Below are 12,926 nucleotides of genomic sequence, written 5' to 3' on the forward strand. Positions count from 1 at the left end.
GATCGCGCTGGTGGATCAGATCGAATTCACGATCTGGGCAAGTAAGGGGCCGAGTACGGCCTGTGACGCCCAGCCGACGTCGCTGATCTCCTTCATGTCGAGAGGGGCGTCCTGCACACCTGCGGCGTAGTTCATGATCAATGACATACCGAGGATCTCCATTCCGGCTTCTCGGGCGGCGATCGCCTCGAGCCCCGTCGACATTCCCACGATGTGGCCGCCGATCGTTTCCGCCATCCGCACCTCGGCTGGTGTTTCCAGGTGCGGGCCGCGGAACTGGCAGTAGACGCCTTCCTCAAGGTCCGGAGCGACCGAACGTGCAAGCTGTCGGAGCCGCGGCGTGTACAAGTCGCTCAGATCGATGAAGGTCGCGCCCTCGAGAGGCGATTCCGCTGTCAGGTTGATCTGATCGCTGATGAGCACGGGTGTTCCCGGTGTCCACCGCGCGGGGATGCCGCCGGAACCATTGGTCAGCACCATCACCGTCGCGCCCGCGGCGGCCGCGGTCCGGACGCTGTGAACGACCTGGCGTACTCCGTGACCTTCGTAGATGTGTGTTCGCGCGCCCACGACGAGTGCACGTTTTCCGCTGCGAAGCAGGATCGAGCGCACCGTGCCGAGGTGATCTCCGAACGCGGCCTTACCGAAGCCGACAATGTCTGTCGCCTCAATGGTTGCGGTCGTCTCGCCCATGGCATCGGCAGCTTCGGCCCATCCGGTGCCGAGTGTCAGTCCGATGTCGTGCCGCGCTACTCCGGTGGCCTCCGCGATCTGAGCTGCCGCTTCTCGCGCGATGTCGAAGGGATCTGTCTGAGCGAGATCGAGCGGATTGGGGGTTGTAGTCATCATGCGGGCACTCTAGCATGTGTGGTCAGTCGTCTGACAAGAGGTGGTTTATCCATGTTTTCATATCCCCGAAGCTCCGCTCGTGCTGGAGGCTTCCTGCCCGCGCTCAGTCGGGTCTGCTGTGCGAATGGCGGAACGTCTCCGTGGTGCGTCGAAAGGACCTACATACGTTCCCTGTGCCTTTCGCCTGCGGGCTTGCCCTCGTCGGGGGGGAGTGATTGATGAGCGAGCGCATGGTGTCCGATCTCGAACTGATCCATCAGTTGATCGAGGCCGGCGCGGAGATCGTGCGGCGGGGTCTGGCTCTCGCCAGTGGGGGAAACGTTTCCGCCCGAACGAAGGACGGGGTGTTCGTCGTTTCCCGTGCCGGCGCGTGGCTCGATCAGATGAGCGTCGATGACTTCGCAATCATGTCTATGGATGGGCAATGGGTTTCGGGCGCATCGCCGTCCAGCGAGTGGCGCCTTCATCAGCGGACGTATCAGGTGCGGCCTGATGCTCGTGCGGTCGTCCACGTGCATCCGCAGCATGCCGTTCTTCTTGATGCGCTGCGCATTCCGATCCGTCTCCTCACCCTCGATCACGCCTTCTATGTGCGCTCGATCGGACGCACTGACTATTACCCGAACGGATCGCAGGAATTGGCGGACTCTGCCGCCGAGCAGGCGCGTGGTCACGACTGTGTCGTGCTGGGTCATCACGGCTGCTCGACGACGGGCGAGACTGTCTCGATGGCGTTGCGCCGGGCGCTGAACCTCGAGGAAGCGGCGACAGCGACCTACCGGGCGCTCTTGCTGGGCGACACGGGGACGACGTTTCCACCTGCGGCACTGGCCTCTCTCCATCATTCGTCAGGTGAAGAACCTGAATCGACGTGACATGGCGCCGTCGCGCGCTTCATGGCCGGCAGACTTCGCAGGTGCTGGACGCGCGGCGCGGTCCGACTCGGGTCGGAGCGCGTCGTCGGGTCCTGACGGATCGGGACTCTCAGTCTTCGCCGGGGGGCAGCCCGGGAAGCACCATGCCCACGATCCCGGCGGCCACGTGCTCCGCGTCGGGCACGGCGTCGAGGCCTTCGAACGCCGCGAGGAAGCCCTGATGGAACGCGGCGCCGACCAGCAGTCGCGCGGCCGACTCCGTGTCGGCGTCCGCGTGGATCCGGCCGGCGTCCTGCTCCGCGGCCAGGCGGGCGCGGACGCCGTCGATCACGGTCGCGGGACCGCCGCCGTGCGAAGCGACCCCGTCGCGGTGCTCGGTCAGCAGCGTCGGCGAGCCGAAGATCGAGGCTGCGATCGGGAAGGTGCGGGTGAAGAAGGCCATGAGGTCCGCGACGAGCGTGGCGAGCCCCGCGGCAAGACTCTCGCTTCCGGAGTCCGCTTCGAAGCGTGCGCGCGGCGTGCGCTCCCGCAGCACGCTGAGGAACAGCTGCTGCTTGTCGGCGAAGTGCTTGTACAGCATCGCCTCGGACAGGCCCGCCTGCCCGGCGATGAGCTTCGTCGTGGTGTTCGCGAGCCCGCGTTCGCGCATCACGAGGAGCGCGGCGTCGAGGATCCGCTCGCGGGATGAGGCCTGAGGTGTGGCGGGAGACATGATCCGAATATAGTGAGTGAGTAATCACTTACCGGGGCAAGGAGCAGCTCATGCGTGTCGCCATCGTCGGAGCGTCGGGTCGATCGGGCAGGGCTGCGGTCGCGCACGCCCTCGCTGCAGGGTTCGAGGTCGTCTCGGTCGTGCGCAGACCCGAATCCGCGCGGGAGGGGACGATCGTCGCGACCGCGGATGCCCGAGACGTCGCCGGGCTCACCGCCGCCCTGCGCGGCGCCGATGCGGTGATCTCCGCGATCGGGCACGTGCGCGCGGACGGCGATGTCGTGCTGCTGCAGGAGGGCATGACGGCGCTCCTCGCCGCGATGGACGCCGCGGACGTGTCGCGCGTGGTCGCGGTCTCCGCATCCGGGGCGTACGTGGCCCACGACGATCCGCTGTCCCGTTTCGTGGCGAAGCCCATCCTCGAACGCGTGCTGGCGGCGAACAACGCCGACACCCGGGCCATGGACGCGGCGCTCGCGGCCAGCGGCACGGACTGGACGAGCCTGCGTCCCTCCCGGCTCATCCCGGGCACGGGCGCCGCCGGCTACCGGGTGGGCGTCGACCGTACCGTGCGCTGGCATTACAGCACGCGGTTCGACACGGTCGGACGCGCCGCGGTCGAGGCGCTGTCCCGTCCGGAATGGATCCGGCACGCCGTCTACATCACGGAGTAGCGAGCGGCCCCGGTGGCGGCAGGCGGGCGTAGCCTCGAGATGTCCTGTTCGCTTTCACGAGAGGCCGTCATGACCACCGTCGCCGAGAACATCGTCAGCACCCTCCGCGCGAACGGGGTGAAGCGCGTGTACGGGATCCCGGGGGACTCCTTGAACGGCTTCACCGACGCGCTGCGCAAGGACGGCGGGATCCGCTGGGTGCACGTGCGCCACGAGGAGACCGCCGCCTTCGCCGCGGCCGCGGAGGCCGCGCTCACGGGAGAGCTGGCGGTCGCAGCCGGATCGTGCGGGCCGGGCAACCTGCACCTGATCAACGGCCTCTACGACGCGAACCGTTCGCGGGTTCCGGTGCTCGCGATCGCCGCGCACATCCCGACGAGCGAGATCGGCACCCAGTACTTCCAGGAGACGCACCCGCAGGAGCTGTTCCGCGAGTGCAGCGTCTACGTCGAGTATGTGTCGGATCCGGTCCAGATGCCGCGCCTCCTGCAGATCGCGATGCGTCAGGCGATCGAGAAGCGCGGGGTGGCGGTGCTCGTCATCCCGGGCGACATCGCGCTCGCGCAGGCCGAGGACGACCGCGTCACGGTGATCGAGCGCAGCCGGCCCGTCGTGGTGCCGAGCGGCGAGGAGCTGGAGCGCGCGGCGACCCTGCTGAACGCCGCGTCGAAGGTGACCATCCTCGCCGGCGCCGGTGCTGAGGGGGCGCACGACGAGATCGTGGCGCTCGCGGACCGGCTCGCCGCGCCCGTCGTGCATGCCCTCCGAGGCAAGGAGTTCGTGGAGTACGACAACCCCTTCGACGTGGGGATGACCGGTCTTCTCGGGTTCGCGTCCGGATACCGGGCCATGGACGGCGCCGACGCCCTGCTGATCCTCGGATCCGACTTCCCGTACCCGCAGTTCTACCCGGCGAATGCGACGACGATCCAGGTCGACATCCGCGGCGAGAATCTCGGGCGGCGCCACCCTCTGGATCTGGGCCTCATGGGCGACGTCGGCGCGACCGCCGCAGCGCTGCTGCCCCGCCTCAAGGCGGATCGCCGGCGCGCGCACCTCGACGACGCCACCGCCCACTACCGCAGGACCAGGGCCAAGCTCGATGAACTGGCGGTGCCCTCGCGCGGCACGGCGCCGATCCACCCGCAGTACCTGGCCCGCCTGCTCGACGAGGCCGCCGCCGACGACGCGGTGTTCACCGCCGACGTGGGGTCGCCCACGGTCTGGGCCGCGCGCTATCTGCACATGAACGGCAGGCGCCGGCTCATCGGCTCCTTCAACCACGGTTCCATGGCGAACGCCCTGCTGCACGGCATCGGTGCGCAGGCGACCGAGCCCGACCGCCAGGTCGTCGCGCTCGCGGGTGACGGCGGGCTCACGATGATGCTCGGCGAGCTCATCTCGCTCACGCAGAACCGGCTGCCGGTGAAGACGATTGTGGTGAACAACTCCTCGCTCAATTTCGTCGAGCTGGAGATGAAGGCCGCCGGCTTCGTGAACTACGGCACCGACCTGAGCAACCCCGACTTCGCCGCCGTCGCCGAGGCGATGGGCATCTTCGGGCGTCGCGTGGAGCGCAGCGAGGACCTTCCGGGGGCGCTGGCCGAGGTGCTCGCGCACGACGGCCCGGCGCTGCTCGACGTCGTGACCGAACGGCAGGAGCTGTCCATGCCCCCGGCCGTGAACGCCGAGCAGGTCAAGGGGTTCGCGCTGTACGCGATCCGCACCGTGCTCTCCGGGCGCGGCGACGAGCTGCTCGACCTGGCCAAGGCCAACTGGCGCCAGCTGTTCTGAGCGGATCCGGATCCGCCCCGCGGCTGCCGCCGGGACCGGATCCGGGTCCTTCTCACTCCTCGGCGAGCCGGCGCACCTTGGCGGCCTCGCCATCGCGTCCGAGGCCCTGCAGCACGTCGCCGAGTTCGAGCGCGGCGATCTGGCGCAGTGGGGGGATCTCCGCGGCCTGGTCGAGCACCGCGCGATAGGCCGCGACGGCGTCCGCTGCGCGTCCTCCGCCGGTGAGCGCCCGGGCGGCGAGCAGCGCGGATCCGCCCGCGGACTGCGCGTCGCCGACGGCGGCGAACGCATCCGAGGCTGTGAGCGCCGCGGCCACGCCCTCGTCCACGCGCTCCGAGGACAGCAGGGCCCGCGCCCGGGAGTCCGTGACGTCGGCGATGACCCAGTCCGCGTCGTTCGCCCGCGCGACGGCCTCGACCTCGTCGAACAGCGCGAAGGCGCGAGGATCCTGCTGCGCACCGTACGACTGGCCGAGGTTGTGCAGCACCTCGACCACGGCGGCAGGGGCATCGTCGGCCGTGCGGACGATCGCCGCGGCCTCCTCGAGAGTCTCGACGGCCTGCTCCCGCTCGTCGTACTGAGCGAGGATCTGCGCGCGGTTCATCAGGGCGAGCGCCTGGTCGGCGGGGTTCTCGGCTTCGCCGAACAGCTCCGCCGCATAGCCGAAGGCGCCGTACGCCTGCCCGCCCTCGCCGGCCGCGCGGAGGGCGCGCGCCAGCATGAGGGCGGTCATCGCCCGGCTGCCGGCAGGCACCTCGTCGGCCTCCTCGAGCTGCAGCACCTCGCCGAAGAGCTCCGCGGCCTCCTCCACGGCTCCGGAGTTCAGCATGCTGCGCGCCGCCCGGTACTTCGCCCCGGCGACATCGCCGCCGCGCTGCTCCAGCAGACGGGCGCCGACGCGGTAGCGCGTAAGCGCCTGCTCCGGCTCCTCCGCGTCCTCCCACAGCGCGCCGGCGAGCATCTGCGCCCCGGCGAGGGGCGTCAGGCTGCCGAGCTCCGCCAGGATCCGGCCGGCCTCGTCGGCGTCGGCCGCGCCCTCGGCGAACGCGCCGCGTCCGCCCTGCACCCTCGCCCGCGTCTCGAGCATCCGCGCGCGCACGCCGCGGGTGATCGCCGCATCGGCCAGCAGGGCGTCGATCCGGGCGAGCGCCTCGTCGCCGCGGTCGGCACGCAGCAGTGCCATGGCCGCCGCGATCTCCGCGCCGTGCCCGAGGCGTGCGTCGCCCGCCTCGGCGAACAGCGCGGCCGCCTGCTCTGCGAGCGCGAGGGCCGCCGCCGGGTCGTCGCCGAGGTCGAACGCCAGCGTCAGCGCGATGTCTCCGCGAGTGGCCGGCGGCAGCGCGTGCGGTCCGGCGGGATCCGCGGAGGCCGCGAACAGGTCGGCGAGGGCGGCGTTGTCCGCATCGGTCGCCGTGCCGAACAGGGCCAGGCCGAACCGCTCCTCGACGGCGGCCTGCGCGTCGAGCCCTGCGGCGCGCAGGGCTCGGAGCCGGTCCGGCAGCAGCGCCGTCGCCTCGTCGATGCGGTCGAGGTTCACCAGTGCCGCGAGCCGCTGACCGGTGAGCACCGCGCGGCGCTCGGGATCCACCCGGTCGATCACGTGCGCCAGTGCGTCCAGCGTGTCCGCGGCCGCACCGTAGCCGGCGAGGTCGAGCACGCGACGGTACCAGCCCTCGTCGTCGGTCGGGACGGCGTCGACCGGGGGCGCGGCGAACACGTCGCTGCGGATCGGCACGTCGTAGCGCTCCGTGGCGGTCCGTCGGGCGAGGCGCAGCCGCTGGGCGTGGTTGTCGGTGCCGTCGCGCTCGTCGAACCGCATGCCGATCCGCTCGGCTGCGGCCCAGGCTGCGGTCGCGAGCCCCGCGGCGGACCAGGCCCCGCCGTCCGTGCCGTCGGGTGCACCGAAGAAGGGCTCCAGGTCGGGGGAGTCCGCCCCGCGGATCGGGGTGGCGCCGTGACCCGCCGCCGTGACCGCGTCGAGCGCCGTGCCGAGCGCGGTGAGCATGCGGAAGTGGCCCTGGGCGTTGAGAGCATCGTGGGCGAGCCAGGGGAGGTGCCGTTCGATGAGGGTGAGTGCGCGGGCCTCGTTGCCGCTCACGCTGCAGAAGCGGATGCTGTTCGCGATCGCGGTGAGCAGATCCGGATTGTCCTTCGCGAGCCGGTAGCTGCGCAGATGCGCCGCACGGGCCTGCTCCCCGCGGCCGAGGCGCAGGTACGGCAGCAGCGACACCGACAGCGCGTGCTCGGGCTCCTCGCCGCACGAGAAGCCGCCCTCGAGCATCTCCTCGACGAGGCGGATCGCCTCCTCGTCGCGGTCCGTGTCGGCGAAGAAGCCGGCGACCTGGCTCCGGCCGCAGGCGTCGCAGTGGCTGTGCGAGTCGCGCGGCGTGGCCTCCAGCTGCACGCGCAGCCGCTCTGCCTCGTCCATCCGTCCCGCGGCGTGCGCGTCCTCGAACCGCGCCATCAGCACGCCGCTCATACCGAGGCCCGCCGCGCGATAGTGCGCCTCCATGTCGTCCAGGACCGCGGCGACCTGCTCCGGCGCGAACGCGGGAGAGCTGCGCAGCGAGGACGCCATCCACTTGAACTGCCACATCAGATCGGCCGCGCCGTTGTCGATGTCGGCGGGGAACCGGGCCGGATCCGCGTCGTGGTGCGCGAGGCACCAGGCGAACGAGCTCAGCATCAGGTCGGTGAGTCCGCCCATGTTCGCCGAGGCCGTCTGCCGCATGCGGGCGTGGTACTCCAGCTGCTCGTCGCCGATCTCCTGCGCGAGTGCGACGGCTTCGGCGACGAGAGCGCGTTCCTGCGGTCCCCAGGGGGTGCGGTCGATCTCCTCGAAAAGACGGTCCAGCTGCTTCTTCGGTTCTGCCATGTCGTCCTCCGGATGTGCGGCCCGCGGTCTGCGCGGGAGAACTGGGCCCCGCCGTCACGCGGGGGAGTGCGGCCCGTCGTCAGGACGGGAAGTGGGGATCCGGTTCGTCGGCCGGCGGGGGCGGCTCCAGACCGGTCAATCCGGCCGAGAGCGCGACGAGGTCCGAGAGGGCGCCGGTCATCAGCGCGCGATCGGCGTCGCCGAGCGGACGGTGCCCGGCGAGGAGCGCCTGGATGTACAGCAGCTGCACGGTGCGCCCGAACACAGCATCATCGGCGACCGTGCTCAGGGCGCGCACTACGCGGTTGCCCCAGTTCAGGCACAGCCGGGCCGCGAGGTCGTCGTCCCGCTCCTCGCCCACGGCGCCGTCGATGCGGTCCAGCACGCCGCCCCAAAGCGCGCCCGAGATGCCCTTGGTCCTGGTGCGGTCGATCCGCCGCAGCACGGCGGGGTCGGCGACGTACAGGGACGGCAGCTCCGGCAGGTCGATCGTGCGCACCACGACCGCACAGCCGACGTCGGCCAGCACGGAGGCCGCACGGTCCTCGAGCGCGACCGCCGCGGCCCTGTCGTCGAGCGGAGGCGGGTCCAGCCGGTCCAGCTCGCCGACGACGTCGACGCGCTCGACGGTCACCGCGGGATACAGATCGGGCAGGCGACGGATCAGATCCGCGTCGTACAGATAGCCGCCGTTCACCAGGATCTGCTCGGCGCGGTTGATGCCGGCGACCTGGCGGAACTCGTCCACGGTCTCGGCATAGCGGATGCGCTCGTCGCGTGCGACGAGGTCGCCGACGCTCATCGTGCCGTGCGTGGTCTCCACGGTGAGCCACCGCGTGATGAACCGGGCGAGCTCGTCATCGTGCCGGATGAGCGACTTGAGCCCCACCTCGTGCACCGCGACGAACTGCGCGAGCCGGTGCGGTTCACGCAGCCCGAGCTCGAGGACCCAGCGCCGCAGCGCCGCGCCGAGCTGCTGTCGAACGAGCGCGAGCGCTTCGTCGTCGACCAGCGATTCGCGGCTGGCGGTCGGGTTCAGGCCGGTGGAGTCGATCACGGCGCGCACGAAGAACGCCCACTCCGGGAGCACGTCGTCCGCGCGCTCCGACAGCAGCATCCGGCCCAGGTACATCCGCGTCGCCTGCCGCGCGCCTGGCGGGGGAGCGAAGGGCAGCACGTAGGCGACTCCGCGTGTGCCCGTGGCGGGCTCGGTGAGCTCGATGACGTCGAGCGGGGCGGATCCGATGAGCTCGCGGCCGTAACCGACCGTCGCGGCCGGGTCCTGCCCGGGGTCCAGGAACGGCGGCTCATGCGTGATCCGCGCGTCGCCGCCGGGCAGCTCCAGCAGCACGGTCGTGGGCAGGAACTCGGCGAAGGTCGTGGCGAGCTCCCGCACCGCCGCCGCGCGCAGCAGATCGCCGGCGTCGAAGCGCGGCACGAGGTGAACACTCGTGCCGATGGGCAGATCGTCGTCGAGCTCGCGCACACGGAAGGTGCCGTCGGCGGATCCGATCCACTCGACGGCACGCCCGCCGCGGGCGCTGCGGGAGCGGATCACGATCTCGTCCGCCACCATGAAGCAGCTGAGCAGCCCGATGCCGAACTGGCCCAGGTAGTCGCTGCGGGGCAGGTCGAAGATGTCGCGCTTGGAACTGCGTCCGACCGTCGCGAGCAGTTCGGCGACCTCGTCCGCCGTCAGGCCCACGCCGTCGTCGCTCAGCACGAACTCGCCGCCCTCGGCGGGGAGCGGGCGGATGCGGATGGTGCCGCCGAGCCCGTCGACCTCACGCCGAGCGGCGAGGGCGTCGCGGGCGTTCTGCAGCAGCTCGCGCAGGTAGACGCGGGGCCCGGAGTAGATGTGGCGGCTGAGCAGGTCGACGACGCCGCGCAGGTCCACCTGGAACTGCTGCGCCTCCGCGGGCGCTGGATCCTCCGCCGCCATCGACTCTCCCTCCGCGACCGCAGGATCCCCGAGGTCTCCTCGGCCGCACGCCGAGCCTAACAACCGCGGCTCGGGCCCGCTGCGCGGCAGCGGCGCGGTGGATCCCGGGCGCGCGTGCCGCGCCCGGGATGCGGCCCCGGTTCGGAGGGCCGGTGCGGATGCCGTACACTGGACGAGCAGTTGTTGTCTGCATTCTTTCGCCATGCCCGGGTCTCCCGGAACGTGGAGAAGGTGCGGACAGAGATCTCCGGATCTCTAGGGCGGTAGCTCAATTGGCAGAGCAGCGGTCTCCAAAACCGCAGGTTGCAGGTTCGATTCCTGTCCGCCCTGCGCGTCGGCGCGCAGCCGGCACACGAAAGGTACTCCAGGATGGTTCAGGACGCATCGGGCGCTGTGGTTCCCACAGCGAACGGCGGCGCGAGCCGCGACAAGAAGCTCGGCTTCTTCGGTCGCATCGCGCTGTTCTTCCGTCAGGTGATCGCCGAGCTTCGCAAGGTGGTCACGCCCACGCGCAAGGAGCTCGTCAAGTACACCCTGGTCGTGCTGGGCTTCGTGATCGTGATGATGGCCCTCGTGTACGGGCTCGACATGGCCTTCTCGTGGCTGACGACGCAAGTCTTCGGGGTTCCCGGGAAAACCGCGTGATCCCGCGGCCCGGTGGCAACTGACCCCGGGCCGAACCTGAAGGAGAGAAGAGCAAGTGTCCGAACGATACTCTGGCGACGACGTCGACTGGGCGACCGCCGCCGAGCAGTCCAGCGAAGACGACGAGGCTCAGGAGGGCGATGTCCTCGCCTCCGAGGAGCGCGCCGTCGAGGCCGCCGAGCGGGTCGCCCTGCACATCGAGGGCGACGACGACGCGGACGCGGACGACGAAGACATCGAATTCGAAGAAGACCCGGAGGCAGACGCGATCGTGAACGACGCTCTCAACCTGGACCAGGCGGCTGAGTCCGAAGCCGCCGCTGAGGTCCTCAACGACTCCGTGGCCGAGGAGGCCGCCGACCGCAAGGCCGCCGCCGCCGACGAGGTCACGCCCTATGACGGCCCCGACGTGAACGGCGAGGAGGACGCTCCAGTCCTCGATCCCGAGGAGGTCGCCGAGATCGATGCGGCCGCCGGTGTCGTCGACGCGGTCGAGTCCGACCTCGACGCTGCGGACGCCGCGAGCGCGCCGAGCGACCTCGACGATGCCGACGCCGAGGAGGACCCGTACGAGGCCTTCCGCATGGACCTGCGCATGCTGCCCGGCAAGTGGTACGTCATCCACTCCTACGCCGGCTTCGAGCGCAAGGTGAAGGCCAACATCGAGCAGCGCAAGTCGACGCTCGAGGTCGAGGACGACATCTACCAGATCGAGGTCCCGATGGAGGACGTCGTCGAGATCAAGAACGGTCAGCGCAAGATGGTCACGCGCGTCCGGATCCCCGGCTACGTGCTCGTGCGCATGGAGCTGAACGAGGACACCTGGTCCGTCGTGCGGCACACGCCGGGCGTCACCGGGTTCGTCGGCAACGCGCACAACCCGACCCCGCTTCGCTTCGAAGAGGCCTTCAACATGCTGAAGTCGCTCGTCGAGGTCAAGGACATCCCCACCGCCAAGGCCGTCGCGGCCAAGGGCGGCACCGCCGTGGCCCGTCCGCTCGCGGCCGAGGTCGACTTCGAGATCGGCGAGACCATCACGATCAAGGAGGGCTCGTTCGCGGGTCTTCCCGGTTCGATCTCCGAGATCAAGCCGGAGAGCGGCAAGCTCACCGTGCTCGTGTCGCTCTTCGAGCGCGAGACCCCGGTCGAGCTGTCGTTCGACCAGGTCACCAAGATGATCTGACGCTTCCCCGGAAGTGCACCGAGAACGGCCGTCCTTCGGGGCGGCCGTTCTCGCGTGTCCGGAACGATCGCCGATGTGCGTCGGAGCGGTGGATCGGGTAGACTCCTATGGTTTGTGCGCCCGTTCGTCGTGCGCACGAACGCCACCGCGTTCCGGAGATGCCGGATCCGCGGGAGAGGGATGCCCCGGGCATCCGCTCGAGAAAGGAATCACTATGGCACCGAAGAAGAAGGTGACCGGCCTGATCAAGCTTCAGATCAACGCCGGTGCAGCCAACCCGGCGCCGCCGATCGGCCCCGCGCTCGGTCAGCATGGCGTCAACATCATGGAGTTCTGCAAGGCGTACAACGCCGCGACCGAGTCGCAGCGCGGCAACGTCATCCCCGTGGAGATCACCGTCTACGAGGACCGCAGCTTCACGTTCATCCTGAAGACCCCGCCGGCCGCCGAGCTGATCAAGAAGGCTGCGGGCGTGCAGAAGGGCTCCGCCACTCCGCACACCGTCAAGGTCGCGAAGATCACCGCCGAGCAGGTCCGTCAGATCGCCGAGCAGAAGCAGGCCGACCTGAACGCGAACGACATCGACGCCGCGTCCAAGATCATCGCCGGAACCGCCCGTTCCATGGGCATCACGGTCGAGGGCTGAGGGAGATAACAATGGCTACCAAGTCCAAGGCTTACAACGCTGCTGCCGCGAAGATCGAGGCAGACCGCTTCTACACCCCGACCGAGGCCGTGGTCCTCGCGAAGGAGACCGGCTCCGCGAAGTTCGACTCCACCGTCGAGGTCGCGCTGAAGCTCTCCGTCGACCCGCGCAAGGCCGACCAGATGGTGCGCGGCACCGTCATCCTCCCGCATGGCACCGGCAAGACCGCCCGCGTCATCGTGTTCGCGACGGGTCCGGCCGCTGAGGCCGCGATCGCCGCGGGTGCGGACGAGGTCGGCGGCGCCGAGCTCATCGAGAAGGTCGCCGGCGGCTGGACCGCGTTCGACGCGGCCGTCTCCACCCCGGAGCTCATGGGCCAGGTCGGCCGTCTCGGCAAGGTGCTGGGTCCGCGTGGCCTGATGCCGAACCCGAAGACCGGCACCGTGACCCCGAACCCGGCCAAGGCCGTCGAGGAGATCAAGGGCGGAAAGATCGAGTTCCGCGTCGACAAGCACGCCAACGTGCACTTCGTCGTCGGCAAGGCCTCGTTCTCGGCCGAGCAGCTCGACGAGAACATGAAGGCTGCGCTCGAGGAGATCGTGCGCCTCAAGCCGTCCAGCTCGAAGGGCCGCTACATCCAGAAGGGTGCGGTGTCGACCACGTTCGGCCCCGGCATCCCGCTGGACGTCAACGCCATCTGAGCCTGACGCTCACCGGAAGACCCTCGCCCC

The 12,926-nt window shown here is 70.1% G+C and carries 11 protein-coding genes and 1 tRNA gene; 8 read left to right on the forward strand and 4 right to left on the reverse strand.

All coding sequences use genetic code 11. The annotated features are described in order from the left end of the window. Positions 1-15 precede the first annotated feature (15 nt). A complete protein-coding gene (locus LXM50_RS05950; RefSeq protein WP_233310390.1) occupies positions 16-849 on the reverse strand; it encodes a purine-nucleoside phosphorylase in 834 nt (277 codons plus the stop codon). Positions 850-1,067: 218 nt separating this feature from the next. Between LXM50_RS05950 and LXM50_RS05955 the strand changes: the two genes are divergently transcribed. After that, complete coding sequence (locus tag LXM50_RS05955; RefSeq protein ID WP_233310391.1) at positions 1,068-1,724, forward strand: class II aldolase/adducin family protein; 657 nt, start codon at positions 1,068-1,070, stop codon at positions 1,722-1,724. Between the two features lie 109 nt (positions 1,725-1,833). On the opposite strand, the gene LXM50_RS05960 is transcribed toward LXM50_RS05955, so the two are convergent. Continuing rightward, positions 1,834-2,436 (reverse strand): TetR/AcrR family transcriptional regulator, encoded by a 603-nt coding sequence (locus tag LXM50_RS05960; protein WP_233310392.1) that lies wholly within the window; start codon positions 2,434-2,436, stop codon positions 1,834-1,836. Positions 2,437-2,486: 50 nt separating this feature from the next. Here LXM50_RS05960 and LXM50_RS05965 point away from each other — a divergent pair, with 50 nt between their 5' ends. Both LXM50_RS05965 and poxB read left to right on the forward strand, forming a co-directional pair. Then, positions 2,487-3,110 carry an NAD(P)-dependent oxidoreductase gene (locus LXM50_RS05965; RefSeq protein WP_233310393.1) on the forward strand — a complete coding sequence of 208 codons (624 nt, stop codon included), beginning with the start codon at positions 2,487-2,489 and terminating at the stop codon, positions 3,108-3,110. 69 nt (positions 3,111-3,179) lie between these two features. Next, positions 3,180-4,904 (forward strand): ubiquinone-dependent pyruvate dehydrogenase, encoded by a 1,725-nt coding sequence (poxB, locus tag LXM50_RS05970; RefSeq protein ID WP_233310394.1) that lies wholly within the window; start codon positions 3,180-3,182, stop codon positions 4,902-4,904. 52 nt (positions 4,905-4,956) lie between these two features. On the opposite strand, the gene LXM50_RS05975 is transcribed toward poxB, so the two are convergent. Both LXM50_RS05975 and LXM50_RS05980 read right to left on the reverse strand, forming a co-directional pair. Next, positions 4,957-7,779 (reverse strand): hypothetical protein, encoded by a 2,823-nt coding sequence (locus tag LXM50_RS05975; RefSeq protein WP_233310395.1) that lies wholly within the window; start codon positions 7,777-7,779, stop codon positions 4,957-4,959. A 79-nt stretch (positions 7,780-7,858) separates the two neighbouring features. After that, positions 7,859-9,721, reverse strand: a complete 1,863-nt coding sequence (locus LXM50_RS05980; RefSeq protein ID WP_233310396.1) for an HSP90 family protein — start codon at positions 9,719-9,721, stop codon at positions 7,859-7,861. Positions 9,722-9,978: 257 nt separating this feature from the next. On the opposite strand from LXM50_RS05980, the gene LXM50_RS05985 reads away from it, so the two are divergent. The 5 genes from LXM50_RS05985 to rplA all read left to right on the forward strand — a co-directional run bounded on the left by LXM50_RS05985 (position 9,979) and on the right by rplA (position 12,896). Next, a tRNA-Trp gene (locus tag LXM50_RS05985) sits at positions 9,979-10,051 on the forward strand. 39 nt (positions 10,052-10,090) lie between these two features. Beyond that, positions 10,091-10,366 carry a preprotein translocase subunit SecE gene (gene secE / locus LXM50_RS05990; protein WP_045250801.1) on the forward strand — a complete coding sequence of 92 codons (276 nt, stop codon included), beginning with the start codon at positions 10,091-10,093 and terminating at the stop codon, positions 10,364-10,366. Positions 10,367-10,421: 55 nt separating this feature from the next. Continuing rightward, positions 10,422-11,549 carry a transcription termination/antitermination protein NusG gene (nusG, locus tag LXM50_RS05995; protein ID WP_233310397.1) on the forward strand — a complete coding sequence of 376 codons (1,128 nt, stop codon included), beginning with the start codon at positions 10,422-10,424 and terminating at the stop codon, positions 11,547-11,549. Between the two features lie 214 nt (positions 11,550-11,763). Beyond that, positions 11,764-12,195 carry a 50S ribosomal protein L11 gene (rplK, locus tag LXM50_RS06000; protein ID WP_045250755.1) on the forward strand — a complete coding sequence of 144 codons (432 nt, stop codon included), beginning with the start codon at positions 11,764-11,766 and terminating at the stop codon, positions 12,193-12,195. Between the two features lie 11 nt (positions 12,196-12,206). Beyond that, positions 12,207-12,896 (forward strand): 50S ribosomal protein L1, encoded by a 690-nt coding sequence (gene rplA, locus LXM50_RS06005; RefSeq protein WP_233310398.1) that lies wholly within the window; start codon positions 12,207-12,209, stop codon positions 12,894-12,896. Positions 12,897-12,926 lie beyond the last annotated feature (30 nt).

This window comes from Microbacterium sp. Au-Mic1 (assembly GCF_021341785.1).
In the GTDB taxonomy this organism is placed as follows: domain Bacteria; phylum Actinomycetota; class Actinomycetes; order Actinomycetales; family Microbacteriaceae; genus Microbacterium.